Raw genomic sequence first — 24326 nt, 5'->3', positions numbered from 1 at the left:
CTCGACCCGGCGCCTCAGCGCCAAATGTTCCAGGGCGTCTGCATCCAGATCGCCACGACGACCAGCCACACGCCGGTCAGCGGGATGAAGATCTTCCAACCCAGTCGCATGATCTGGTCGTAGCGGTAGCGCGGGAACGATGCGCGGAACCACACGAACAGAGACACCACGAAGAAGGTCTTGATGCCCAGCCAGATCCAACCCGGAATCCACGTCAGCGGCGCGATGTCGATCGGGGACATCCAGCCGCCGAGGAACATGATCGACGCCATGCAGGACAGCAGGATCATGTTGGCGTATTCGCCCAGGAAGAACAGCGCGAAGGCCATGCCCGAGTACTCGACCATGTGGCCGGCCACGATTTCCGATTCGCCCTCCACCACGTCGAACGGGTGGCGGTTGGTTTCGGCGACGGCCGAGATCACGTAGATCACGAACAGCGGCAGCAGCGGCAGCCAGTTCCAGGACATGAAGGTGATGCCGTGCTCGGCGAACCAGCCGCGGCCCTGCCCCTGCACGATCTCGTTCATGTTGAGGCTGCCCGACACCAGCAGCACCGTGACCAGCACGAAACCGATGGCCAGTTCGTACGACACCATCTGCGCCGAGGCGCGCAGCGCGCCCAGGAAGGCATACTTGGAGTTCGACGCCCAGCCGGCCACGATCACGCCATACACGCCGATGGACGTGATGGCCATGACGTACAGCAGGCCGGCGTTGACGTTGGCCAGCACCACTTCAGGACCGAACGGCACCACCGCCCAGGCGGCCAGCGCCGGCATCAGCGTGACGACCGGGGCCACGACGAACAGCACCTTGTTGGCCTCGGACGGAACCACCACTTCCTTGGTCAGCAGCTTGAACACGTCGGCGAACGGCTGCAGCAGGCCCTTGAAACCGACGCGGGTCGGTCCCAGGCGGACGTGCATCCAGCCGATCATCTTGCGCTCCCAGTACGTGAGGTACGCCACGCACAGGATGATGGGCACCGCGATCACGACGATCTTGATGATGGTCCAGATCACCAGCCACGGCGTTGCGCCCAGCAGCGCTTCGCCTTGGCTTTCGATTACGTTGAGCCAATTCATCAGGCACGCTCCACGCTGATTTCACCGAAGGCGCCGCCCAGGGCGACGGTCTGTTCCCAGGCCGCGGCGATGCGCACCGCGCGATCGGCCACGGCATCGTCCTGCACCGTTTCCAGCTCGACCGCACCGGCCGGGGTGGACACGCGCACCTTGACGCCGGCCGTCAGGCCCAGTTGCGCCAGGGTCTGGCCGTTCATGCGGGCGCCCGGCGCGCGCGAGGCCGGCGCGGCCTGCAGCGGTTCGGAACGGCGCACGATGGCGTCGGAACGATAGATCGGCACGTCGGCCAGGCGCTCGAGGCCAGTCAGGCGCTTGCCCAGGCCGGGCGCGGCCTTGACGGCGTTGGACAGGCGGTTCTCGAAGCCGCCGGCCAGCACGGTGTCGCGCACCGATTCGGAGGTTTCGTCGTCGAAGCCCGGCAGTTGCAGCACGTTGCCCAGCACGCGCAGCACCTTCCAGCCCGGACGGGTCTGGCCGAACGGCGTGACCGTGCCCTTGAAGCTCTGGGCGGCGCCCTGCGCGTTGACGTAGGTGCCCGAGGTTTCGGTGAACGGCGAGACGGGCAACATGACGTCGGCCCAGTCCTGCGCGCTGGAGCGGTACGGCGTGAGCGCCACGGCGAATTGCGCGCCGCGCAGCGCGGCCAGCGCCTGCGGGCCGTTGTCGGCGTCCAGCAGGGGTTCGGCGTGCAGCACGACGTAGGCCTTCAGCGGCTCGGCCAGCATGGCGGCGGCGGTCTTGCCGCCCTGCCCCGGCACGGCGCCGGCCAGGTAGCCGCCGACCGTGTTGCCGCCGGCGGTCAGGAAGCCGAACTTGCCGCCGGCCAGCGCGGCCAGCGCGTTGCCGTTGGCGGCCAGCGTGGCGGCCACGGGCGACGACACGGCCAGGTTGCCCAGCAGCACGGCGGTGTTGGCGCCCGAAGCGAGGCTGGCCGCGATGAGCTTGGCGTTTTCACCCGGCACGACCGAGGCGAACTCGGCGGCGACCGGCTGTTCCTTGGCTTGCGCCAGCGCGACGACCACTTCGGCCAGCGCGGCGGCCATCTCGGACGGCGCCACGGTGACGCGGGCGGTGACCGGCAGCAACTGGTTGTCGGCGGAACCGTCGATCAGCGAGATCTGCGTGCCGCGCTTGGCGGCCTGGCGCAAGCGCTGGGCGATCAGGGGGTGATCCTTGCGCAGGAACGAGCCGACGACCAGCACGCGGTCCAGGTTGTCGATCTCGGCGATCGGCATGCCCAGCCACGGCGCGCCCGACAGGGCGGCGTCGAAGGCCGGGTCGGTCTGGCGCAGGCGGAAGTCGATGTTCTCGGACCCCAGGGCGCGCACCAGGCGGCCCAGCAACGCATATTCTTCGGTGGTGGCGTACTCGGACGCCAGCGCGCCGATCTGGCCGGCGCCGAAGCTGTCACGCACGCGCGACAGGCCCTGGGCCACGGCCTGCAGGGCATCCGACCAGGAGGCTTCCTGCCACTTGCCATCGGCGCCCTTGATCATCGGGGCGGCCAGGCGGTCTTCGCTGTTCAGGCCTTCGTACGAGAAACGGTCGCGGTCGCTGATCCAGCATTCGTTGACGGCTTCGTTCTCGAACGGCACCACGCGCAGCACGCGGTCGCCCTTGACCTGGACGACCAGGTTGGCGCCCACGCTGTCGTGCGGGCTGACCGAGCGGCGGCGCGCCAGTTCCCAGGTGCGGGCGCTGTAGCGGAACGGCTTGGAGGTCAGCGCGCCGACCGGGCAGATGTCGATCATGTTGCCCGACAGCTCGGACTCGATCGTGCGGCCCACGAAGGTGGTGATCTCGGAGTGTTCGCCGCGGCCCAGCATGCCCAGTTCCATGACGCCGGCGATTTCCTGGCCGAAGCGCACACAGCGGGTGCAGTGGATGCAGCGCGACATTTCCTCGGCCGACACCAGCGGGCCCAGGTCCTTGTGGAACACCACGCGCTTCTCTTCCTGATAACGGGAAGAAGAGCCACCGTAGCCGACGGCGAGATCCTGCAACTGGCACTCGCCGCCCTGATCACAGATCGGGCAATCCAGCGGGTGATTGATCAGCAGGAATTCCATGACCGACTTTTGCGCGGCGCGGGCCTTTTCCGAGCAGGTGTGCACCACCATGCCGTTGGTCACGGGCGTGGCGCAAGCCGGCAGGGTCTTGGGCGCCTTCTCGACTTCGACCAGGCACATGCGGCAGTTGGCCGCGATGGAAAGCTTCTTGTGGTAGCAGAAATGCGGCACGTAGAGCCCGATCTTCTGGGCCGCATGCATCACCATGCTGCCCTCGGGGACTTCGACCTTGTTGCCGTCGACGGTTAGTTCAACCATTGCTGTTCCTGACGCTTACAGATATTTCGGGACCACACACGACTTCTGCTCGATGTGGTGCGCGAATTCGTCGCGAAAATGCTTGATGAAACCGCGCACCGGCATGGCGGCGGCATCGCCCAGGGCGCAAATCGTGCGGCCCATGATGTTCTGCGCAACGTTGTCGAGCAGGTCGAGGTCTTCGGGGCGACCCTGGCCGTTTTCGATACGGTGCACCATGCGGTAGAGCCAACCGGTGCCTTCACGGCACGGCGTGCACTGGCCGCAGCTTTCTTCGAAATAGAAGTACGACAGGCGCAGCAGCGACTTCACCATGCAGCGCGTTTCGTCCATGACGATGACGGCGCCCGAGCCCAGCATCGAGCCGGCCTTGGCGATGGAGTCATAGTCCATCGTGCAGGCCATCATGAGGTCGGCCGGCAGCACCGGGGCGCTGGAGCCGCCGGGGATGACGGCCTTCAGCTTCCTGCCGCCGCGCATGCCGCCCGCCAGCTCCAGCAGCGTGGAGAACGGCGTGCCCATCGGGATTTCGTAGTTGCCGGGACGCTCGACGTCACCCGTGATCGAGAAGATCTTGGTGCCGCCGTTGTTCGGCTTGCCGACTTCGAGGTAGGCCTGGCCGCTGTTGCGGATGATCCAGGGCACCGCCGCGAAGGTCTCGGTGTTGTTGATCGTGGTGGGCTTGCCGTACAGGCCGAAGCTGGCCGGGAACGGCGGCTTGAAGCGCGGCTGGCCCTTCTTGCCTTCCAGCGATTCCAGCAGCGCGGTTTCCTCGCCGCAGATGTACGCGCCGTAACCGTGGAACGCGTGCAGCTGGAAGCTGAAATCGGAGCCGAACAGCTTGTCGCCCAGGAAGCCCGCGGCGCGCGCCTCTTCCAGGGCTTCCTCGAAGCGCTCGTAGACTTCGAAGATTTCGCCGTGGATGTAGTTGTAGCCCACGCTGATGCCCATCGCGAAGGCGGCGATGGCCATGCCCTCGATGACGATGTGCGGGTTGAAGCGCAGGATGTCGCGGTCCTTGAACGTGCCCGGTTCGCCTTCGTCCGAATTGCAGACCAGATACTTCTGGCCCGGGAAGGCGCGCGGCATGAAGCTCCACTTCAGGCCGGTCGGGAAGCCCGCGCCGCCGCGGCCGCGCAGGCCCGACGCCTTGACTTCGGCGATCACGTCTTCCGGCTTCATGCCGGTGGTCAGGATCTTGCGCAGGGCCTCGTAGCCGCCGCGCTTGACGTACTCTTCGAGGCGCCAGTTGGCGCCGTCGACACCGTCGAGGATCTGCGGCTGGATGTGACGGCCGTGGAAACACATCGAGGAGGCCGGATCGTTGGCCGGATCGGCCACCAGGCCCTGGGCCAGGTTCTTGTAGAGATCAGGCGCGTTCATGCCGATTCTCCCTTCAGGGTATCGATCAGCGCGTCGAGCTTCTGCTCGTCCATACGCACGCACATATGCTTGTTGTTGACGATCACGACCGGCGAATCGCCGCAGGCGCCCATGCACTCGCCCTCGATCAGCGTGAATTTGCCGTCGGCCGTGGTTTCACGGTATTCGACGCCCAGCTTGCGCTTGAGGTAGTCGCCGGCACGCTCGCCGTCGCGCAAGGCACAGGGCAAGTTGGTGCAGACGGCGATCTTGTGGCGGCCCACGGGGGCGACGTCGAACATGTTGTAGAACGTGGCGACTTCCTGCACGGCGATCGGCGGCACGCCGATGTAGTTCGCGACGTCTTCGATCACTTCGGTGGGCAGCCAGCCCTTTTCTTCTTGCGCGATGGCAAGCGAGGCCATGATGGCCGACTGCCGCTGGTCGGCCGGGAACTTCGCGAGTTCTCGATCGATCTTCTGGTAGGCCTGTTCGGAAAGCAGCATGATGGGAATCCGGTTCTTATGCGGGCGCTCTGTACTGGCGGCGGGCCGTCAGCGGTCGATCTCGCCGAAAACGATGTCCTGCGTACCGATGATGGTGACGGCGTCGGCAATCATGTGGCCGCGCGACATCTCATCGAGAGACTGCAGGTGGGCGAAACCGGGCGCGCGGATCTTCAGGCGGTACGGTTTGTTGGCGCCGTCGGACACCAGATAGATGCCGAACTCGCCCTTCGGGTGCTCGACCGAGGCGTAGGCCTCGCCCGGGGGCACGTGGAAGCCTTCGGTGAAGAGCTTGAAGTGGTGGATCAGCTCTTCCATGTTGGTCTTCATGGCCGTACGGCTGGGCGGCGCGACCTTGTGGTTCTCGACCATGACCGGGCCGGGATTGTTGCGCAGCCATTCGATGCACTGGCGGATGATGCGGTTGCTTTCACGCAGTTCGGCCACGCGGACCAGGTAGCGGTCGTAGCAGTCGCCATTGACGCCGACCGGCACGTCGAAGTCGACCAGATCGTAGACTTCGTAGGGCTGCGTCTTGCGCAGGTCCCAGGCCACGCCCGAGCCACGCAGCATCGGGCCGGTGAAGCCCAGCGCCTTGGCGCGATCGGGATCGACCACGCCGATGCCGACCAGCCGCTGCTTCCAGATGCGGTTGTCGGTGAGCAGGGTTTCGTACTCGTCGACGCAGGCCGGGAAGCGGTTGGTGAAGTCTTCCAGGAAGTCCAGCAGCGAACCGGAGCGCGCGTCGTTGATCGCGCGGACGTCTTTCTCGCTGCGGTACTTGTTGGTGTTCTGGAACTGCGGCATCGCGTCCGGCAGGTCGCGGTAGACGCCGCCCGGACGGTAGTAGGCCGCGTGCATGCGGGCGCCCGAGACGGCCTCGTAGGCGTCCATCAGGTCTTCGCGCTCGCGGAAGGCGTACAGGAAAACCGCCATGGCGCCCACATCCAGCGCGTGCGAACCCAGCGACATCAGGTGGTTCAGGATGCGCGTGACTTCATCGAACATCACGCGGATGTATTGCGCGCGCAGCGGCGGCTCGACACCCAGCAGCTTCTCGATGGCCATCACGTAGGCGTGCTCGTTGCACATCATCGAGACGTAGTCCAGGCGATCCATGTAGGGCAGCGCCTGGATGAAGGTCTTGTGCTCGGCCAGCTTTTCGGTGGCACGGTGCAGCAGGCCGATGTGCGGGTCGGCGCGCTGGATGACTTCGCCGTCCAGTTCGAGCACCAGGCGCAGCACGCCGTGCGCGGCCGGGTGCTGCGGGCCGAAGTTGAGCGTGTAGTTCTTGATTTCTGCCATGATTAACGCCCCATGCCGTAGGAGTCTTCACGCACGACGCGCGGAGTGATCTCGCGCGGATCGATCGTGACCGGCTGGTAGATGACGCGCTTCTGCTCGGGGTCGTAGCGCATCTCGACCGTGCCGGACAGCGGGAAGTCCTTGCGGAAAGGATGGCCGATGAAGCCATAGTCCGTCAGTATGCGGCGCAGGTCGGGGTGGCCTTCGAAGATGATGCCGTACAGGTCGAACGTTTCGCGTTCGTACCAGTTGACGCCCGGCCAGCACTCGACCAGCGAGGCCACGACGGGAAACTCGTCGTCGGTGGCGAAGGTGCGCACGCGCAGACGCCAGTTGTGCTCGATGGACAGCAGGTGGATCACGACGGCGTAGCGGCCGCGCTGCGGCATGCCGGCCTGCGCGTCGCGCGGGGTACGGGTGCCGTTGCCCCAGGTGAGGTAGTCGACGCCGGAGAGGTCGATACAGCTTTCGAAGCGCAGGCCGGGATCGGTGCGCAGCTTGGTGCAAGCGGAGAACCACTGCTCGGCCGGCACTTCGAGGGTCAGTTCGCCCAGCGCTTCAGTCAGCGCGGCTTCCTGGCCGAATGCGGCCTGCAAATGGGTTTTCAGGGTTTCGAGCCTGGTCATCATCATGTACGCATAGATAAACCGATACACAGTTTCGCCACCGCCGGTTCTTGCGACCGGCGGCAACCGCCTGGCAACTACGGGGCGCGACTAGCGCGCGATGGTGTTGGTCAGGCGGATCTTGTTCTGCATTTGCAGCAGACCATAGACCAGCGCCTCGGCCGTGGGAGGGCAGCCCGGAACGTAGACGTCGACCGGCACGATGCGGTCACAGCCACGCACCACCGAATACGAGTAGTGGTAGTAGCCGCCGCCATTGGCACAGGAGCCCATGGAAACGACCCAGCGCGGTTCCGGCATCTGGTCGTAGACCTTGCGCAGGGCGGGAGCCATCTTGTTGCACAGCGTGCCGGCCACGATCATCAGATCGGACTGGCGGGGACTGGGGCGGAAAATGATGCCGAATTGGTCAAGGTCGTAGCGCGCCGCGCCGGCGTGCATCATCTCGACCGCGCAACAGGCCAGACCGAAGGTCATGGGCCACATCGAACCGGTTTTTGCCCAGTTGATGAACTTGTCGGCGCTGGTGGTGATGAAACCTTGCTTGAGAATGCCGTCTATAGCCATTTTGGTCCCTGATGGCGAGCTTGCGGAACAAACGCGGGGAAAGCCTCCCCGGTTACTCCCAGTCGAGCGCGCCCTTTTTCCATTCGTAGATGAAGCCCACCGTCAGCACGGTCAGGAAGACCATGACAGTCCAGAACCCGACGAGGCCGACCGTGCCCTGGGCGATGGCCCACGGGAACAAGAACGCGATTTCCAGGTCGAAGAGGATGAAGAGGATGGCGACCAGGTAATAGCGCACATCGAACTTCATGCGGGCGTCTTCGAAAGCCTCGAAGCCGCACTCGTAGGGCGAGAGCTTTTCGGCGTACGGACGCCGCGGCCCTAGCAGAGAACCCGCCGTCAACAGGGCAAACCCGATCAGGGTTGCCACTACGATAAACAGCAGGACGGGGAAGTACTGTTGCAGGTTCATGATGCGTCCGTCAAATGCGCAAACCTTCAGATTGTAGCATTCAACTGGTTACTCACGCCTTAAGGCGCTTACCTGAACAGACTATTCCGTAGATGAAAAAAGCCACCCGAAGGTGGCTTTTTTTTGCACGCAGGAAATTCACCGGCCGAAGCCGATGAATGCCTGCGAATCGGGCAGCGGAAGAGGTCACCCTCTTCCCATGCGCGATTAGAAGCGGTGTTGCAGGCCGACGCCGACCGAGGTGCTCTTGGCGTCTTCGAAGAACAGGGCGTTCTTCGAGTACGAACCGTAGGCGTACAGGTTGGTGCGCTTCGACAGGTCGTAGGTTGCGCCCACGCTGAAGATGTTGTTGGTTTCGTCGCCGCCGGTCAGCAGATCGTTCTTGGGATCGATCATTTGCCACGAACCGAACAGGCTCGTCGCGCCGCCGATGGGGGCGGTCAGGCCGGCCATGTACGAATTGGCGCGGAAGCCGTCGGCGAACTGGTACGAGGGCAGGTTGAAGGCGGACGAATCGGCAACGCCGGGGCCTTGGCCACCGAACCAGCCGTCTTCGGTACGCGCGAAGGCCAGAGCCAGCTTCACGACTTCGAAGTCGTACGAAGCGCCGACGGCATACATACGCGGCGTGGCTTCTTCGTCCAGAGCGTGAACTTGCTTCAGCTGGTCGAACGTCAGGGCGATGTTCAGCGGGCCGTTGGCGTAGCGGACACCAGCGGTCAGCGCACGGACGTTGTCGGCCGTTTCGAAGTTGCCCGAACCATCACGAGCGAAGGAGTAGCCAACGCCCATCTGGAAACCGCCGAACGACGGGGTCTGATACAGGACCATGTTGTCGTAGCGGACGGTGTTGGCAGCGCTCAGGGCCATACCGATGTTGGCCTGGGCGAAACCAGCGCCGAACGGATCGATCGAACCGAAGTACTTCGACGAGATGTTGGTTTGACGGCCGAAGTCCAGTTGGCCCCAGCTGTTGCTGGCCAGACCGACGGTGGCTTGACGACCGAACAGGCGGCCGCCTTGCGCCGACGAACCGGTGCTCGAGTCAAAACCCGATTCCAGTTGGAAGACCGCGCGCAGTCCGCCGCCCAGATCCTCGTTACCGCGCAGGCCCCAACGCGAACCGTTCTTCACGCCGTTGATCATGCCGATGCGGCTGTGGTCGTAGCCATCAGCCTTCAGCTTGTTGTAGCCGATACCGGTGTCGATGATGCCGTACAGCGTCACCGAGGTTTCAGCCTGGGCAATGCCAGCGAAGCCGGCGAGCAGGGCGGCTGCGAGCAGAGTCTTTTTCATTGAAGAAATCTCCGTTGATTTGAGTGACAAGAGCAGCGATCTAACTTGCCGCCCCCCTAACTCCGCGAAGGGAAGTTGTCGCTATTGCATCAAAAATCGGCAGGACTGGCTACGTTGCCAGTCCGAAAACCCGTGCTTTCCGGTACTCCTGTTGGAAACCTGCAACACACGCCTCGAAGGTGAGCAGATACTGCCCGAGGAAGCTGCGCCATGTCTCTGTTTTTCTAGGGAAAACCCTCATTAGCTTATGGCGTGGCGAACGAGCTGCCACTGGGCTCTCCGTTCGGATAACATTGTTATCAAGCCAGGGCATCCTGCCCGCTCGCCTCCACTTCCATGCCGGATTTACCCTCTCGTTCCGTCACCGCCCCACCGATGATGGCCCCGCGCCGCCAGGCCATCCTGGAGGCCGCCCAACGGGTGTTCGCCCGCGATGGGCTGCCCGCCGCCACCATGCGCGCCATCGCCAAGGAGGCCGGCTGCACCACCGGCGCCATCTATCCCTGCTTCACGGGCAAGGAGGAAATCTACGCGGCCCTGCTGCGCGATTCGCTCGACCGGCTGCGGCGCCACCTGGCGCAAGAGAGGCAGGCCGCCACCCGCCCCCGGCACGTGATCCAGGCCTTTTTCGACTATTACGCACAGCGCCAGACCGAGTTCTCGCTGGGCATGTATCTGTTCCAGGGCATGGGGCCCCACGGCCTGGGCCGGGAGACGGACGAGGATCTGAATGGCCGGCTTGCGGCTTGCGTGGACGAACTGGGCAGCGGCCTGGCCACGCAAGGCGCGATGCACGCGTCCGCCGCACGGCTGGAGCAGATGAACGTCTTCACCTATCTGATGGGCCTCTTGCTGCTGTTCCACACGCGGCGGCTCAAATCGTTGAACCAACAAGCCCAGCCTCTGCTGGACCGATTCTGCGACACCCTGGAGCAACGCCAGCCATGAACAGCCCCGCTTCCCCCCAGCCCGCCGCCCGCATCAGCGTCGCCGACTTCCAACGCCTGCTGCGAGAGCAGCACCCGTTTGCACAAGTGCTGGGCATCGACATCGTCGACATCGGCCACGGCACCGCCCATGCCGTGCTGCCCGCCAGCGATGGCCATCAGCGCCTGGGCGGCATCGTCGCGGGGCCCATGCTGATGGGCCTGGCCGACCTGGCCCTGTACGCCGCCGTGGTGGGGGCCACCGGGCAACCCGAAGCCGTCACCGCCAGCCTCACCGTGAATTTCCTGCGCAAGAGCCCGCCCGGCGCGGTGCATGCCGAGGCCCGCCTGTTCAAGACGGGCCGGCTGACCGCGGGAGAAGCGATGCTGTATCCGGAACAGGGCGGCGACCCCGTGGCGCACGTGGTCAGCACGTGGTCGGTGCCGAAAGCCTGACCCTCGCCCGCGCGGAGCGGGACGATATCGCCCGACAGGGGCGGCATGCGGGGATCAGCGTCGAGCCGGCCCCATCCGGCGCTCCAGCACCGCCACGCACAGCGCCAGCCACAGCGCCGTGACCGCGAACCCGGCCACCACGTCGCTGGCGTAGTGCACCTGCAGCAGCACGCGGCTGATGCCGATGCCCATGATCAGCGCCGCGGCGCCCGCCACGCAGACGGGCCGCCAGGACGTGGGCAGCACACGCAGCAGGAGATAACAGGCCATGCCATAGACGGCCATGGCGGCCGAGGCATGCCCGCTTGGAAAGCTCCACCCTGACACGGCCGCGTACTCGTGCTCGAAGGCAGGGCGCTCTCTCTGGAAGTGGTTCTTGAGGAACATGTTGAGCAGCCCTCCCCCCAGGGTCACGGCCACGCATCCAGCGCCCAGCAGCCATTGCTGGCGCGCCAGCAGCAGCGTGGTCATTCCCACCGCCACCACCGTCAGGAAATTCCGATCCCCCAGATGAGTGAACCACGACAACGCCCACAGCATCCGTGGCGCCATCGAGGCGCCCAGATGCTGGGCGAGCATCATGTCGAACATCACCAGGCCGCCCTGCCCGTGCACCGACAGCGCGAGCCCCGTGAACAGAACGGCCATGCCGCACGCCAGGCCCGCATAAAGCGCAATGCGGCGGCGTCCCGCCGGCAGGGTCCCCGCCAGGCGCCAGATGGCCAGCGCGGCGGCCGCGGACAAGGCCGGCAGCGTCAGGAACAGCATCAGCGCGTGATCCGCGACCCAGGCGGCTATCGGGTCCATGGCGCGATCACCCCAGCGGCGTGGCGTGGATGCAGGCGAAGGCGCCCTGCTCCGCGTGGAAATCCCAGCGTTCGAGCTCGCAGCGCAAGACACCATCCAGGAATTCGTGGCGAATCAGATTGACCGAATTCGGCACGCTGCCGCGCACCCGATGCGACACGGCCGTGCCGGCCTGCACAGCCCAGGCGCGACGCCCCGCCTCGCCCGCGGAACCCAGCACGGGCACCACATACGGTAAATGGATGTGGCCGCCAAGAATCAGGTCTACCCCGGCGTCCACCCATTGCGGCACGGCCAGTTCGCGGCCGATCAGCAGATTGGCCACGTCGGTGGGTTCGATGGCGCGAACAGGGTGATGCAGCATCACCAGCTTCAATTGCTGCGGCTGGCCGGCACGCAGCCGCTGCGCCACGCGCTGCACCTGCGCAGGCGACACTTCGCCATCCTTGTGGCGGCGCGGCCGGGTGCTGTTCACGCCCAGGACCAGAAGGCGCTCGTCTTCGTAGGAAGGCTCCAGCACCGCGCCCAGGGCACTGCGATAGTTGCCATAGGGGTTCAGCAGGCGGGCCACCACGTTGTACAGGGGGATGTCGTGGTTGCCCGGCACGGCCAGCACCGGCAACTGCAGCGCCTCGATGAAGCGGCGCGCCGCGGCGAACTGGTCGCGGCGCGCGCGCTGCGTGATGTCGCCGCTCAGCAGGACGAGATCGGGTTTCTGCCCCGCGGCAAGCGCCAACAGGGCCTGCACCACCGCCGGCACCTCCGTGCCGAAATGCGTGTCGGTAATGTGCAGGACTACCGTCATGCGACTTCCACCCGATGCTCCTCCGCAGGCACAAGCATCATCAGCGGCTCGGGCGAGACGCGGAATTCCAGGGGCGCGCGCATCCAGCAGATCTCGCCGTCCATGGCGACCTTGATGTCGCGGCGGCGCCGCTTGCCCAGCCGCACGGTCATGCTTTCGAAGGGAAAGCTGATGACGTTCTCGGCTTCTCCCAGGCGGCTGAGCAGTCCGCGCAGCAGCAGGCCGTACAGGGCGAGCGATCCCACCGGCTTGGCAGTCATGGCCATCAGCTTGCCGCGTTCGAGCGCCTCGGCCTGCGGGATGCCTATCTGCCGCAATTGCAGCGCATTGTTGCCCACCACCAGCGAGGGCGTGCGGATCACACGCTGCACCTCGCCGCTGTCCAGGTGCAGGGCCAGCCGGCGATGTCCGCCGCGCAACAGCGTGACGATGGCGGACCACAGCGCCACCAGGCGGCTGCGGCCATAACGCTGCTTGTAGGCCTCGCGGTCTTCGAGCAATTGCGGATACAGGCCCAGGCTGGCATTGACCAGGAAGGCCTGCCCGTTGAGCAGGCCGACCTGCACGGGTTCGAGATGCGCGCCGACCAGGCCGCGCGTGGCGATCTCGGTGTCCTGCGGAATGCCGTAGGCGCGGCCGAAGTAATTGAACGTGCCCTGGGGCAGGATGCCGAACGGCACGCCGCTGCCCAGCACGGCACGCGCCACGGCATTCAGGGTGCCGTCGCCCCCGCAGGCCACGACGATGCCATTCCTGGCGCGCGCGGCCTCAACCGCGCGGCGCGCGATGTCCGGCAGCTTGCTGCCGTCATCGACGGCAATCAGCTCGTAGGTGCGGCCAGCCTCGTCCAGCACCCTCTGGATGGTCGAGCGCACGAGTTCGGCATCGTTGCGGCCCGAACCCTGGTTCCAGACGATGAAGAACGGCTCCTGGCCGGTGAGCGGGGCCGTGCCCCGAGCGGTGCCCTGCGGATCGGGAATCATGCGGGGGAAGATACCGAAGCCCGCGCAAGGCCGCAAGGCGCGTGCCGGCCGAACAGGCAACCAGCCGCAACCCCTGAATCAAAAAGCAAATTCACAAGAAAGAACCCCCGCCGCGCGCGCGGCAGAGGCCGACGAAGGTCCATGCCGACCAGAACCGCGAAGCTTCGGCCGGCAGGTCGGTCGGTTCATTGCGCTGACGTCCTGCGCCTGCCACCTTCCTTGCGCCGCCTCGGGATCCTACAGTCCCAGTTCGGAAAGCCCGGGATGATCGTCAGGCCGGCGTCCCAGCGGCCAGCGGAATTTGCGCTCGGATTCGGCGATGGGTTTGTCGTTGATGCTGGCGTAGCGATTCACCATCAGGCCATCCGGACCGAACGCCCAGTTCTCGTTGCCGTACGAACGGAACCAGTTTCCCGAGTCGTCGCGCCACTCATAGGCGTAACGCACGGCGATGCGGTTTTCGGTGAATGCCCACAACTCCTTGATCAGGCGGTAGTCCAGCTCCTTCGCCCACTTGCGCTCGAGAAACGCGCGCGCTTCGTCGCGGTTGTGCACGAACTCGGCGCGATTGCGCCAGCGGGTATCCAGGCTGTAGGCCAGCGCCACCTTGGCGGCATCGCGGCTGTTCCAGCCGTCTTCGGCCAGGCGGACCTTCTGGATGGCGGTTTCTCGCGTGAACGGGGGCACGGGCGGGCGGGTTTCAGCCGGGGTCGACATGGTTTGCTCCTTGGGGAGAACAGCGTAAAGAGACGTCGGGGTATCTATGGGACAGCACACTGGGAAGACCGGGGCGTAGCCGACGCCAGCAGCGTGTGCGCCGCGCGGCCCGCGCTGGCCGCGGCGGACGGATCGCCCATGACCAGCGCCACGGCGATGGCGCCATCGATCAGCACCAGCAGCTGGCCGGCCACGTCGTCGGGATCCGCCAGCACGCAGCCGCCCGCCAACTCGCGCACGTAGTCGTACAGCCGCTGCTTGTGCAAGCGGGAGACCGCGCGGATGGGGTGATCGGCGTCGCCGATTTCACCCGCGGCATTGATGAAGGCGCAGCCATGAAAACCCGGCGACTCGAACCAGCGCTGCAACGCCGGGAACATGGATAGCAGGCGATCCCGAGGCTCGGCGGCGCCGGACGTTTCAGCGACGAACCACTGCATCCAACGCTCGTCGCGCCGCCGCAGCGCGGCCGCCACCAGTTCGTCCTTGTTGGCGTAATGCCGGTAGATGCTCTTGCGGGCCACGCCCGATGCCCTGACGATGCGGTCCATGCCCGTGGCATGGATGCCGTCGGCATAGACCAGTTGTTCGGTGGCGTCCAGCAGGCGGATCCGGGAATCGGAGAGAGGGGCGTCGGGAGTCATAGGCGACAAAATAGAGAATGATCGTTCTCAACACACGGCGCATGGTAGAACGATCATTCTCGACGCGTCAACCCACCTCTTCGGCGCCGCTGATCTACAGTAAGGCTCCCCTACCCGCTTATCCCTTGCACAGGAGTTTTCCGATGTCATCCGCCTCGGCCATGAAATACGTGAAATTCGGTTCAACAGGATTGGAGGTCTCGCAGCTTTGCCTGGGATGCATGACCTACGGCGTGGCCGACCGCGGCGCGCACAGCTGGACGCTGGACGAGGCCCAGAGCCGTCCGCTGATCCGCCAGGCGCTGGAAGCGGGCATCAATTTCCTGGATACCGCCAACACCTATTCCGACGGCACGTCCGAGGAAATCGTGGGCCGCGCGATCAAGGATTTCGCCCGGCGCGAGGAGGTCGTGCTGGCCACCAAGGTGTACAACCGCATGCGGCCGGGTCCCAACGGCATGGGCCTGTCACGCAAGGCGATCTTCGCCGAGATCGACAACAGCCTGCGCCGGCTGGGCACCGACTATGTCGACCTTTATCAGATCCATCGCTGGGACTACGGCACGCCCATCGAGGAAACGCTCGAGGCGCTGCACGACGTCGTCAAGGCCGGCAAGGCACGCTACATCGGCGCGTCGTCGATGCATGCGTGGCAGTTTTCCAAGGCGCAATACCTGGCCCGGGAGCACGGCTGGACGCCCTTCTCCAGCATGCAGAACCACCTGAACCTGCTGTACCGCGAAGAAGAGCGCGAAATGCTGCCGCTGTGCGTGGACCAAGGCGTGGCCGTCATCCCGTGGAGCCCGCTGGCGCGCGGCCGCCTGACCCGGCCGGCGGGCGAAATCACCGCGCGCGTGCAGACGGACGTCTACGGCGGCAAGCTGTACGACCAGACGGCCCTGGCGGATGGCGCGGTCATCGGCCGGGTCGGTGAAGTGGCCGAAGCGCGTGGCGTGCCCCGCGCGCAGGTGGCGCTGGCCTGGGTGCGGCAAAAGCGCGGCGTGACGGCGCCGATCGTCGGCGCGTCCAAGCCGCAGCACCTGATCGACGCGATCGCCTCGCTGTCCCTGGTGCTGAGCGACGAGGAAATCGCCCAATTGGAATCCCCCTACGTGCCGCATGCCGTGGCGGGATTCCAGTAAGCCCATCCCTACAATACCGGCTACCGAAGGCCATCAGCGGCCTTCCATCTACCTATGACGAGGAGCGGCATGGAAGCGGAATTCTGGCTGGAGCGCTGGCGTGGCGGACAGACGAACTTTCATCAGGCGCGGGTAACCCCGCCACTGGAACGTTATTGGCCCCTGCTGTCCGTGCCGCGCGGCAGCCGCGTGCTGGTGCCGCTGTGCGGAAAATCGCTGGACATGCGCTGGCTGGCCGACCAGGGACTGCGCGTGCTGGGTGTGGAGCTATCGCCGCTGGCCGTCGAGCAATTCTTCGAAGAACAGGGCTTGCAGGCCGCCATTCATGAATCCGCCGCGGGCAGGCATTATGTGGCGGGCGATATCGAAATCGTCTGCGGCGATATTTTCGCGCTGGATGCGCAGACGCTGGCGGATTGCCGGGGCGTCTTCGACCGCGCGGCGCTGATCGCGCTGCCACCGGAAATGCGCGCGTCGTACGTGCAGCATATCTACAGCCAATTGCCCGACGACTACGCGGGCCTGCTGGTCACGCTGGATTATCCCCAGCAGCAGATGGATGGTCCCCCCTTTTCGGTAAACGACGCCGAGGTGCAGGCCCTGTACGGCCCGCACAGCGTGGCCGAACAGGTGTACCGGCGCGACACGCTGGAAAAAGAACCGAAATTCGCCGAGCGCGGACTGACGCGGCTCGAGACGCTGGTATACCGGTTGGGCCGCAAGGGCTGACCACAAGCCAGGAACGCACGCGCCAGCCTGACTAGCGGCAATCAGGTTGCGCGGGCACGCCTCGCAAACCGAGGTGGAGAAAAGGCGTTTCCTGCGCTGCCGCCCCGCTTCGTCCCACGATTATTACGTGGACTTCGTTTACATCCCCGCCTCTGATTTTGCATCCACGCAGAAACCGCCTAGCAAAGCAAAATTACAGAACAGTGAATAACCAACCATTCAACAAAAGAAACCCCGCTCACAGATAATCGGCGCCCACCCCATTTCTTGAAAAAAGAAATTTCATTTAACAGATACGAATTTATCGCATAAATTTCTTTATATTTGGCACACCTGCTTTCTTATGGCAATGCGCCGTTTTTCTGACAGCGGGCGGCCACACGGTCGCCGAAGCGCAGTTTGACGACCGCATGGCTTCATGCGCTGCCGAGGAATTTATGTCCATCACGCCTGACTCGAACGAATCCGCCATCCCCCTGCATCGGCCAGCAGCGGCATCATCCGTGGGCGTTCGCCACGTGAAAATGAGCGAGTTCTACAGCAAGTTCGCTTCATACATCGCGGAAGCGGAATATGCCCCGGTATGCGTATGGCGATACAAATCGCCCGTCGTCTGGCTGGTGGGGCATGCGACCTGGGCCCGCCATCCGAAAATCGAGCAGTTTCTTCCCGAGGGACATATCCTGGGCCTGCTCCGCGACTCGATCAACGCCAGGTTGGACAAGGCCAATACCCTGCTCGAAGCGGCAATGAGCGCAAACAAAATGCGCGTTCCGCCGGAGCCGCTGGTGCGTGCGCTGCTCGTCCGTATTCTGTATTCGATTCCGTCCGACGCCATGCTTCACGAACAGATCAACCACAATCTGCTGTATCGCTGGTTCGTCGGCTTCGACCTCAGCCAGCCCATCTGGGCGCGCCATGTCATGGAAGACGCCTTTGCCCTGCTGCTGTCTCAACGGGAAATCGTCGGGCTGATAACCGAACTGGTCACCCTTGCCGCCGCGTCGAAGCAAGCCTCGGCGACCCACGACTTCCACATCAACCTGGCCTTGCTCGAAGCATGGCGGGTACGGGTGGGGCAGCAGGCCATCCAGCCCGAAGCCTGACGTCAGTCCCTGGCGGGCAAGGGCACGGGTGGAAAACGTCCCTGCTGGGGCGTGGCGACAGGCGCGTCCAGGCCATTGCCAGCCTGCGATCCCGCCTCGCCGCCGCCCCCGGCGGGACACGCCTGGCCCTCGCCCTTCTCCTCGATCCAGGCAGTCCGGTCAGCGCCGCTGGGTAACGGCGCGGCGGTAGCATCCACCCAGGAAGCCACGTCGTTCCAGACCGTGGCGGCGCAGCGATCGCGCAACAGCATGTGATAGCCCCGCGCATAAACGGCCTGGCGCACCGGCATGGCGGCGCGCACCGCGTCGAGGCGGGCCAGTGCATCGGACACCGATTTGCGGTCCAGCACCTGCTCGTGCTGGCCGTACAGCACCAGCATCGGCACATCTTGCGGCAAGCGGTCCAGGTCGTCGTAGGCGGTGGTCATCAGGTCGACCAGCCCGCTGACGGCATCGATGCGCGTGCGCTTGAGCACCAGGGGGTCGCGGCCCAGGGCGCGCAACATCTCGTCGTTGTCCGAGGGCACGATCTTCAGGCCGGCGGGAGGCTCCAGCGCCATGCCGGGAAAGGTCTGGTAGGCCGCCCACAGCGTCAGCCGGTAGAACACGTTCATGGTCTGGCGCCCCCACAGCGCGGGCGCCGAGAGTATCGCGCCGTCGATGCGCCGCGCCAGCGGCTTGCCGTCGGTCCGTGGTTGCGCCAGCGCCGCGACGATGACGGCGCCGCCCATGCTTTCGCCCAGCAGATAGAGCGGCACGCCCGGCTGGCGGGCGTGGATGGCGTCCACGGCGGCGTTCAGGTCGGCCACCATCGTCTCTGTGTCCGACCAGATACCCGGCCGCGGCGCGCGGCCGAAGCCGCGCTGGTCGTACGCATAGGTGGCGATGCCCTGCTGCGCCCAATATTCGGCCGGCTGGGCAAAGGCATTCGAATAGTCGTTCATGCCGTGCAGGGCCAGGATGGCGGCGCGCGGCGCCGCCGGGGGCAGCCACTGGCGCAACGGCAGCGACACGCCGTCGGGCGTCACCAAGGCCTGGTCTTCCAGGCGGGGGGGCTGTCCGGCCGGTCCCATGGGCTGATGCATGGCCGCGCAGCCGGCCAGCAAGGACAGCGCCAGCCCCAGGGCCGGCAAACGGAAAAGACGGGAAAACTTGCCGAGAATGAATCTGTGCACGTAAGCGGCGCCGGCGAGCAGGGAAGTGCCGCCAGTATAGGCAAGTTCGCAGCGCGCCCGGCCGGCCCGCTCTCCCCCGAAACACGGATGCAACCCACTTCATTGGCGCCATCTATGGGGTGGTATCCTCCAAGAGTCTGGAGGGCAACATCTAATGGCAGAGGGTCTGGCAACGGTGCAAGAATCAGGAACTTCGTCCACGGCTGGCCTGAATCTGGATCAGTGCGCCCAGGAGCCCATCCGCATTCCCGGCGCCATTCAGCCATTCGGGGCGCTGCTCCTGCTTACCGCGCAGGGACAGCGCGTCATCAGCGCCAGCGTCAACTGCGCCGAAGTCACCGGGCTGTCCATCACCGCGGGCCAGCCGCTTTCCCATCATGGCGACGAGGGCTGGAACATCGCGCTGGACGCCATCCGGAACTGGTCTGGCAGCGAAGGCGAAACCCTCAGCGTCAATGTCCGCGTGCGGGACCGCCATCTCTATATGTCCGGCTCGCGCAGCCCGCAAGGCCTGCTGGTCGAGTTCGAGGCCGTGGACGCCCACCGCCCCACCACGCTCGACGCACTGTATCCGCAGTTGCGGTCCTTCCTGGACGACCTGGATCCCTCGGGCGACCCCGGGGTCATCCTGCAACGCGCGTCGGCCCAACTGCGCCGCCTGACCGGCTTCGACCGCGTGCTGGTGTACCGGTTCGACAGCGACGGGCACGGCACGGTGGTCGCCGAGGACAACAACGGCGTGCTGCCGGTCTACCTGAACCACCGCTTTCCCGCCTCGGACATCCCGACGCAGGCGCGGCAACTGTATTGCCTGAACCGCGTGCGGCTGATTCCCGACGCCAGCTACGTGCCGGTGCCGCTGGAACCCGCCTTCATCGGGCCGCAACAGCAGCCGCTGGACCTGACCTATGCCACGTGGCGCAGCGTCTCGCCCATCCACGTCGAGTACATGCGCAACATGGGCACGCATTCGTCCATGTCCGTCTCGCTGGTGCTCGACGGAGAACTGTGGGGCCTGCTGTCGTGCCACAGCGCCGAGCCGCACTATGTGCAGCCGCAAGTGCGCGCGGCCAGCGAGCTGCTGGGCCGCATCGTGGCGCAACAGCTGGGCGCCAACGAACGCATCTCCGAGCACACCCACCGCATCGAACTGAAGAAGGTCGAGGTCGAACTGGTCGAACTGCTGGCCCGCTCGCAAACCCTGCAGGAAGGCTTCAAGGAACGCTCCCCCGCCTGGATGTCGCTGCTGCAGGCCCAGGGCGCCGCGCTGGTCTGGCAGGACCAGATATACACCGTGGGCGACACCCCATCCGAGGGACAGATAAACCAGATCGTCGATTGGCTGGCCGAACGGGGCATCGAGCAGACCTACACCACCGAACACCTGGCGGGGCGCTGGCCGGCCGCCGAAGCCTTCGCGGACGTCGCCAGCGGCCTGGCGGCAGCCTCCGTTTCTCGGGTGCATCAGAGCTTCCTGCTGTGGTTCCGGCCGCAGAAGATCCGTACCGTCAGCTGGCGCGGCAACCCTCACAAATCGCTGGATCCGGTATCGGGCCGCCTGCATCCGCGCAAGTCGTTCGACATCTGGCAGGAACAGGTGCGCAACCGAGCCATCCCCTGGCGGCGTTCCGAATGCGACGCGCTGACGGACTTCCGCAACGTCGTGGTCAACCTGATCCTGAAGCGGGCGGAAGAACGCGCCGAACTGACCGAGCAACTGGAACGCAGCAACGTCGAGCTCGAGTCCTTCTCGTATTCGGTGTCGCACGACCTGCGCGCGCCCTTCCGGCACATCGCCGGATTCGCCGAGCTGCTCAAGCGCCGCGAAGGCGACCTGGACGATACGTCCACGCACTACATCGACAACATCGTGCGCGCCGCCGTGACGGCGGGCCGTCTGGTCGACGACCTGCTGCGCTTCTCGCACCTGGGCCGCGCGGCGCTGGCGCCGCAGAAAGTCGACATGAACAAGTTGGTGGCCGAGGTCAGGCAGGCCGTCGAACTGAGCCTGCCCGACGCCCGCCCTAAATGGGAGATCGCGCCACTCCCCCCGGCCCACGGCGATCCGAAATATCTCCGCCAGGTCTGGTACAACCTGATGGAGAATGCAGTCAAGTACTCCAGCACCACCGAGTCGCCGCTCATACGCATCACCGGATCGGACGGCGGGTCCAGCGTCGTCTACAGCATCGAAGATAATGGCGTGGGCTTCGACATGGCGTATGTCGGCAAGCTGTTCGGCGTATTCCAGCGCCTGCACCATCACGACGACTTCGAGGGTACGGGCATCGGCTTGGCGCTGTCCAAGCGCATCGTCGAGAAGCATGGCGGCTGGATCAAGGGCGAAGGCGCCGTCGACCAAGGCGCCCGATTCACTTTCGCGGTCCCGCGCAATGAGTCATAAATGGAAAAAATGAAGGACTTGCGTCCCATTCTTCTGGTGGAAGACAGTGCGAACGACGTCGAGCTGACGTTGGCCGCGCTGGCGCAATGCAGCATCGCCAACGAGGTCGTCGTCGTGCGCGACGGCGCCGAGGCCCTGGATTACGTCTATCGTCAAGGCGCTCATGCCAGCCGCGCGCCGGGCGAACCGGCGGTCATCCTGCTCGATCTGAAACTGCCCAAGATCGACGGATTGGAAGTGCTGTCACGCCTGAAGGCCGATCCGCAACAGCAGCAGATCCCGGTGGTCATGCTGACCTCGTCGCGCGAAGAGCGCGACGTGGTCCGCAGCTACCGGCTGGGCGTGAACTCGTTCGTGGTCAAGCCGGTCGAGTTCGCCGAGTTCTTCGACGCAATCCGCAACCTGGGCATGTTCTGGGCCATCCTGAACCAGCCGCCTCCCATGCATCGCGAGCGTGGCGCCACGAAAACCAAACGCAGGATTGCCGACGAGCCGTGAGTGTTCTGATCCTGGAAGACGACGACCTGGATGCCGAGCTGATCCTGTATCGGCTCGGCGAAGCGCTGCCCGGCGTTGCCGTGCAGCGCGCCAGCAACCGGAAGTCGTACGAGGCGCGCCTGCGCCTGGGGGGCATCACGCTGGTGGTGTCCGACTTCTCGCTGCCCGACATCGACGGTTGGGCCGCGCAACGCATGGCCGCCGAACTGGCGCCGGATGCGCCCTTCATCTTCGTGTCCGGCATCATCGGCGAGGAAGTCGGCGTGAAGGCCATGAAGGAAGGCGCCACCGACTACGTGCTGAAAGAGCGCCTGGAGCGCCTGGGCGCGGCCGCGCGCCGCGCCCTGCTCGAGGCCGAGGACCGGCGTGCCCGCAAGTGCGCCGAGGAAGCCCTGCGCGATAGCGAAGAGCGCTTCCGCACGCTGTCCGACAGCGCTCCCGCCCTGATCTGGGAGACCGACGAACAGGGCGAAATGATTTTCACCAATCGCTACTTCGAAGACCTGTTCGGCCAGCCCCCCGGCGCCATGCTGGGCCAGGGCTGGCAACAGGCGATCGACGGCCGTGACCTGCCGCTGGTGCTCGATCTCATGCAGCGCGCCACGCGCGAGCGGCGCGAGTTCCAGATGGAAATGCGCGTGCTGGACCGCCGCGGCGACCTGCGCTGGCTGCACTGCAAGGGCGTGCCGCGAATGGACCGCAGCGGACGTTTCCTGGGGCTGCTGGGCACCAACGTCGACATCACCGACGCCAGGCGCGCCCGCGACGAACTCGAACACATGGTGGCGGCCCGCACCGCCGAGCTGCTGCGCACCAATGAACGCCTGCTGCAGGAAATGCAGCAGCGCGCCGACGCGGAAAGCGCCGCCCGCAGCGCCGAGGAACAACTGCGCCAGGCACAGAAGATGGAAGCCTTCGGCCAGTTGACCGGCGGCGTGGCGCACGATTTCAACAATTTCCTGACCGTCATCCTGGGCAACCTGGAAACGCTCGAACGCACGCTGACCCACGCGCCCGGCCGCACGGCCACCGCGCTGGCCCATGCCAAGCTGGGCGCGCAACGCGCGGCGGCGCTGACGCAGCGGCTGCTGTCGTTCGCGCGGCGCCAGCCGCTGCAGCCGCGCCGCATCGACCTGAACGGCCTGATCTCGGACACCATCGAAATCCTGTCGCGCACCCTGGGCGAACACGTCGAGGTTCGCACCGAACTGTCCGCCGATCTGTGGGACACGCTGACCGACCCGCACATGCTGGAAAGCGCGCTGGTGAACCTGGCGGTCAACGCGCGCGACGCCATGCCCGAGGGCGGCGTCATCAGCATCCGCACCGGCAATGCCGAGATCGGTATCGGCCATGCCGAAGCCGATGGCCTGCTGCCCGGGCAATATGTACGCATCAGCCTGGGCGACACCGGCACGGGCATTCCGCCCGAATTGCTGGGCAAGGTGTTCGAACCCTTCTTCACCACCAAGGACATCGGCGTGGGCACCGGCCTGGGCCTGAGCCAGGTGTATGGTTTCGTGAAGCAGTCCGGCGGTCACGTGCGGATCGACAGCACACTGGGCACGGGCACCACGGTGCATCTGTACCTGCCGCGCCAGAACACGGCCGGCCTGCCCGAGGCCGAGCCCCTTCACGATGGCCAGGCCCGCCAGGCGCGCCCTGGGGAAGTCGTGCTGGTGGTGGAAGACAACACCGGCGTGCGCCTGCATTCCACCCGCATCCTGCAGGACCTTGGCTACGTGGTGCACGAAGCCTCCGATGGCCCCGAGGCGCTGGAACAGATCGAGCGCCACCCGGACATCTCGCTGGTCTTCACCGACGTCGGGCTGCCCAAGGGCATGAACGGACGCGAACTGGCCGAGGCGGCGCGTGCGCTGCGTCCCGGCCTGCCGGTGCTGTACACCTCGGGTTATGCCGAAGGCGCGCTGACGCATGGCGGGCAGTTGCCGCCGGGCGTCGACCTGCTGCCCAAGCCCTTCTCGTTCGTGGACCTGGCCAACCGCATCCGCGACATTCTGGACCGCCAGGCACCCGAATCCGCGTCCGAAGCGCCATCGCGCATCCTGCTGGTCGAAGACGAAGACCTGATCCGCATGCTGGCGCTGGAAGGCCTCGAAGACCTGGGCTACGACGTCGCCGAGGCCGCCACCGGCGGCGAGGCGCTGCGCCTGCTCGAAGCCGAGCCCGGCGCCTTCGAAGGCGCCATCGTCGACATGGGCCTGCCCGACATGAAAGGCGAGGATCTGCTGCGCACGCTGGCGCAACGCTATCCGGGGCTGGCCATCGTCATCGCCAGCGGCGCCCACGTGTCTGCCAGCGAACTGCCGCCGCACGCCCGGCTGGCCTCGGTGCAGAAGCCCTATCAGTTCGCGCAGTTGGGCGATGCGTTGCGTGGGTTGGGCGTGGGCGCCGTCTCGCAAGGCTGAAAGGAAAGCCGCCATG

Annotated in this window: 23 protein-coding genes; 8 read left to right on the top strand and 15 right to left on the bottom strand. The window is 65.6% G+C overall.

Annotated elements, in window-relative coordinates; all coding sequences use genetic code 11:
• Window positions 1-14: 14 nt before the first annotated feature.
• From nuoH to A7W11_RS14175, 9 genes are all read right to left on the bottom strand, one after another.
• Window positions 15-1088 (bottom strand): NADH-quinone oxidoreductase subunit NuoH, encoded by a 1074-nt coding sequence (gene nuoH / locus A7W11_RS14215; protein WP_066413386.1) that lies wholly within the window; start codon window positions 1086-1088, stop codon window positions 15-17.
• Window positions 1088-3415: an NADH-quinone oxidoreductase subunit NuoG gene (nuoG, locus tag A7W11_RS14210; RefSeq protein WP_066413383.1), complete on the bottom strand. Its 2328-nt coding sequence runs from the start codon at window positions 3413-3415 to the stop codon at window positions 1088-1090. Before nuoG ends, nuoH begins: the two co-directional genes overlap by 1 nt.
• Window positions 3416-3430: 15 nt before the next feature.
• Window positions 3431-4798 carry an NADH-quinone oxidoreductase subunit NuoF gene (gene nuoF / locus A7W11_RS14205; protein WP_066413378.1) on the bottom strand — a complete coding sequence of 456 codons (1368 nt, stop codon included), beginning with the start codon at window positions 4796-4798 and terminating at the stop codon, window positions 3431-3433.
• Window positions 4795-5283, bottom strand: a complete 489-nt coding sequence (nuoE, locus tag A7W11_RS14200) for an NADH-quinone oxidoreductase subunit NuoE (RefSeq protein WP_066132764.1) — start codon at window positions 5281-5283, stop codon at window positions 4795-4797. The genes nuoF and nuoE overlap by 4 nt, the downstream gene beginning before the upstream one ends.
• Window positions 5284-5331: 48 nt before the next feature.
• Window positions 5332-6588, bottom strand: coding sequence for an NADH-quinone oxidoreductase subunit D (locus A7W11_RS14195; protein ID WP_066132768.1), 1257 nt, complete (start codon window positions 6586-6588; stop codon window positions 5332-5334).
• A 2-nt stretch (window positions 6589-6590) separates the two neighbouring features.
• Complete coding sequence (locus A7W11_RS14190) at window positions 6591-7220, bottom strand: NADH-quinone oxidoreductase subunit C (RefSeq protein WP_156523102.1); 630 nt, start codon at window positions 7218-7220, stop codon at window positions 6591-6593.
• Window positions 7221-7304: 84 nt separating this feature from the next.
• Window positions 7305-7781 (bottom strand): NuoB/complex I 20 kDa subunit family protein, encoded by a 477-nt coding sequence (locus A7W11_RS14185; RefSeq protein ID WP_066132774.1) that lies wholly within the window; start codon window positions 7779-7781, stop codon window positions 7305-7307.
• 52 nt (window positions 7782-7833) lie between these two features.
• The gene (locus A7W11_RS14180) at window positions 7834-8193 is read right to left on the bottom strand and encodes an NADH-quinone oxidoreductase subunit A (RefSeq protein ID WP_066132778.1); all 360 of its coding nucleotides are present in this window, start codon (window positions 8191-8193) and stop codon (window positions 7834-7836) included.
• 207 nt (window positions 8194-8400) lie between these two features.
• A complete protein-coding gene (locus tag A7W11_RS14175; RefSeq protein ID WP_066413376.1) occupies window positions 8401-9489 on the bottom strand; it encodes a porin in 1089 nt (362 codons plus the stop codon).
• A gap of 375 nt (window positions 9490-9864) precedes the next feature.
• On the opposite strand from A7W11_RS14175, the gene A7W11_RS14170 reads away from it, so the two are divergent.
• Both A7W11_RS14170 and A7W11_RS14165 read left to right on the top strand, forming a co-directional pair.
• Complete coding sequence (locus A7W11_RS14170; RefSeq protein WP_235816873.1) at window positions 9865-10437, top strand: TetR/AcrR family transcriptional regulator; 573 nt, start codon at window positions 9865-9867, stop codon at window positions 10435-10437.
• Window positions 10434-10871 carry a PaaI family thioesterase gene (locus A7W11_RS14165; RefSeq protein WP_066413370.1) on the top strand — a complete coding sequence of 146 codons (438 nt, stop codon included), beginning with the start codon at window positions 10434-10436 and terminating at the stop codon, window positions 10869-10871. The genes A7W11_RS14170 and A7W11_RS14165 overlap by 4 nt, the downstream gene beginning before the upstream one ends.
• Window positions 10872-10925: 54 nt before the next feature.
• Here A7W11_RS14165 and A7W11_RS14160 read toward each other — a convergent pair whose 3' ends face one another.
• From A7W11_RS14160 to A7W11_RS14140, 5 genes are all read right to left on the bottom strand, one after another.
• Complete coding sequence (locus A7W11_RS14160; RefSeq protein WP_066413367.1) at window positions 10926-11678, bottom strand: phosphatase PAP2 family protein; 753 nt, start codon at window positions 11676-11678, stop codon at window positions 10926-10928.
• A gap of 7 nt (window positions 11679-11685) precedes the next feature.
• Window positions 11686-12483, bottom strand: coding sequence for a metallophosphoesterase family protein (locus A7W11_RS14155; RefSeq protein ID WP_066413365.1), 798 nt, complete (start codon window positions 12481-12483; stop codon window positions 11686-11688).
• Window positions 12480-13466 (bottom strand): diacylglycerol/lipid kinase family protein, encoded by a 987-nt coding sequence (locus tag A7W11_RS14150; protein ID WP_066413362.1) that lies wholly within the window; start codon window positions 13464-13466, stop codon window positions 12480-12482. The genes A7W11_RS14155 and A7W11_RS14150 overlap by 4 nt, the downstream gene beginning before the upstream one ends.
• Window positions 13467-13703: 237 nt before the next feature.
• Window positions 13704-14183 carry a nuclear transport factor 2 family protein gene (locus A7W11_RS14145; RefSeq protein ID WP_066413360.1) on the bottom strand — a complete coding sequence of 160 codons (480 nt, stop codon included), beginning with the start codon at window positions 14181-14183 and terminating at the stop codon, window positions 13704-13706.
• 44 nt (window positions 14184-14227) lie between these two features.
• Window positions 14228-14827, bottom strand: coding sequence for a TetR/AcrR family transcriptional regulator (locus tag A7W11_RS14140; protein ID WP_066413357.1), 600 nt, complete (start codon window positions 14825-14827; stop codon window positions 14228-14230).
• Window positions 14828-14988: 161 nt separating this feature from the next.
• Here A7W11_RS14140 and A7W11_RS14135 point away from each other — a divergent pair, with 161 nt between their 5' ends.
• The 3 genes from A7W11_RS14135 to A7W11_RS14125 all read left to right on the top strand — a co-directional run bounded on the left by A7W11_RS14135 (window position 14989) and on the right by A7W11_RS14125 (window position 17804).
• Window positions 14989-15969, top strand: a complete 981-nt coding sequence (locus A7W11_RS14135; protein ID WP_066414086.1) for an aldo/keto reductase — start codon at window positions 14989-14991, stop codon at window positions 15967-15969.
• A gap of 69 nt (window positions 15970-16038) precedes the next feature.
• Window positions 16039-16698, top strand: coding sequence for a thiopurine S-methyltransferase (locus A7W11_RS14130; protein ID WP_066413355.1), 660 nt, complete (start codon window positions 16039-16041; stop codon window positions 16696-16698).
• Between the two features lie 437 nt (window positions 16699-17135).
• Window positions 17136-17804, top strand: a complete 669-nt coding sequence (locus A7W11_RS14125; protein WP_162270273.1) for a transposase — start codon at window positions 17136-17138, stop codon at window positions 17802-17804.
• A 2-nt stretch (window positions 17805-17806) separates the two neighbouring features.
• Here A7W11_RS14125 and A7W11_RS14120 read toward each other — a convergent pair whose 3' ends face one another.
• Window positions 17807-18979, bottom strand: coding sequence for an alpha/beta hydrolase (locus A7W11_RS14120; protein WP_066414083.1), 1173 nt, complete (start codon window positions 18977-18979; stop codon window positions 17807-17809).
• A gap of 175 nt (window positions 18980-19154) precedes the next feature.
• On the opposite strand from A7W11_RS14120, the gene A7W11_RS14115 reads away from it, so the two are divergent.
• Genes A7W11_RS14115 through A7W11_RS14105 form a run of 3 tightly spaced genes read left to right on the top strand, consistent with a single transcriptional unit; the run spans window position 19155 to window position 24310 of the window.
• A complete protein-coding gene (locus A7W11_RS14115; protein WP_218188591.1) occupies window positions 19155-21383 on the top strand; it encodes an ATP-binding protein in 2229 nt (742 codons plus the stop codon).
• A complete protein-coding gene (locus A7W11_RS28285; protein ID WP_235816872.1) occupies window positions 21384-21881 on the top strand; it encodes a response regulator in 498 nt (165 codons plus the stop codon).
• Window positions 21878-24310: a response regulator gene (locus tag A7W11_RS14105; RefSeq protein WP_066413337.1), complete on the top strand. Its 2433-nt coding sequence runs from the start codon at window positions 21878-21880 to the stop codon at window positions 24308-24310. The genes A7W11_RS28285 and A7W11_RS14105 overlap by 4 nt, the downstream gene beginning before the upstream one ends.
• The last annotated feature ends 16 nt before the right edge of the window (window positions 24311-24326 follow it).

It is taken from the genome of Bordetella ansorpii, from assembly GCF_900078315.1.
GTDB classification, from domain to species: Bacteria; Pseudomonadota; Gammaproteobacteria; order Burkholderiales; family Burkholderiaceae_B; genus Bordetella; species Bordetella ansorpii.
This window is presented reverse-complemented; position numbering and strand designations above follow the sequence as displayed.

Coding starts and splice junctions, on each gene's coding strand:
- A7W11_RS14190 (WP_156523102.1), bottom strand. CDS start 7,220: ATGATGATGACCAGGCTCGAAACCCTGAAAACCCATTTGCAGGCCGCA.
- A7W11_RS14175 (WP_066413376.1), bottom strand. CDS start 9,489: ATGAAAAAGACTCTGCTCGCAGCCGCCCTGCTCGCCGGCTTCGCTGGC.
- A7W11_RS14125 (WP_162270273.1), top strand. CDS start 17,136: ATGTCCATCACGCCTGACTCGAACGAATCCGCCATCCCCCTGCATCGG.
- A7W11_RS14145 (WP_066413360.1), bottom strand. CDS start 14,183: ATGTCGACCCCGGCTGAAACCCGCCCGCCCGTGCCCCCGTTCACGCGA.
- A7W11_RS14160 (WP_066413367.1), bottom strand. CDS start 11,678: ATGGACCCGATAGCCGCCTGGGTCGCGGATCACGCGCTGATGCTGTTC.
- A7W11_RS14180 (WP_066132778.1), bottom strand. CDS start 8,193: ATGAACCTGCAACAGTACTTCCCCGTCCTGCTGTTTATCGTAGTGGCA.
- A7W11_RS14135 (WP_066414086.1), top strand. CDS start 14,989: ATGAAATACGTGAAATTCGGTTCAACAGGATTGGAGGTCTCGCAGCTT.
- nuoH (WP_066413386.1), bottom strand. CDS start 1,088: ATGAATTGGCTCAACGTAATCGAAAGCCAAGGCGAAGCGCTGCTGGGC.
- A7W11_RS14155 (WP_066413365.1), bottom strand. CDS start 12,483: ATGACGGTAGTCCTGCACATTACCGACACGCATTTCGGCACGGAGGTG.
- A7W11_RS14170 (WP_235816873.1), top strand. CDS start 9,865: ATGATGGCCCCGCGCCGCCAGGCCATCCTGGAGGCCGCCCAACGGGTG.
- A7W11_RS14165 (WP_066413370.1), top strand. CDS start 10,434: ATGAACAGCCCCGCTTCCCCCCAGCCCGCCGCCCGCATCAGCGTCGCC.
- A7W11_RS14185 (WP_066132774.1), bottom strand. CDS start 7,781: ATGGCTATAGACGGCATTCTCAAGCAAGGTTTCATCACCACCAGCGCC.
- A7W11_RS14150 (WP_066413362.1), bottom strand. CDS start 13,466: ATGATTCCCGATCCGCAGGGCACCGCTCGGGGCACGGCCCCGCTCACC.
- nuoG (WP_066413383.1), bottom strand. CDS start 3,415: ATGGTTGAACTAACCGTCGACGGCAACAAGGTCGAAGTCCCCGAGGGC.
- A7W11_RS14195 (WP_066132768.1), bottom strand. CDS start 6,588: ATGGCAGAAATCAAGAACTACACGCTCAACTTCGGCCCGCAGCACCCG.
- nuoE (WP_066132764.1), bottom strand. CDS start 5,283: ATGCTGCTTTCCGAACAGGCCTACCAGAAGATCGATCGAGAACTCGCG.
- A7W11_RS28285 (WP_235816872.1), top strand. CDS start 21,384: ATGGAAAAAATGAAGGACTTGCGTCCCATTCTTCTGGTGGAAGACAGT.
- A7W11_RS14140 (WP_066413357.1), bottom strand. CDS start 14,827: ATGACTCCCGACGCCCCTCTCTCCGATTCCCGGATCCGCCTGCTGGAC.
- A7W11_RS14130 (WP_066413355.1), top strand. CDS start 16,039: ATGGAAGCGGAATTCTGGCTGGAGCGCTGGCGTGGCGGACAGACGAAC.
- nuoF (WP_066413378.1), bottom strand. CDS start 4,798: ATGAACGCGCCTGATCTCTACAAGAACCTGGCCCAGGGCCTGGTGGCC.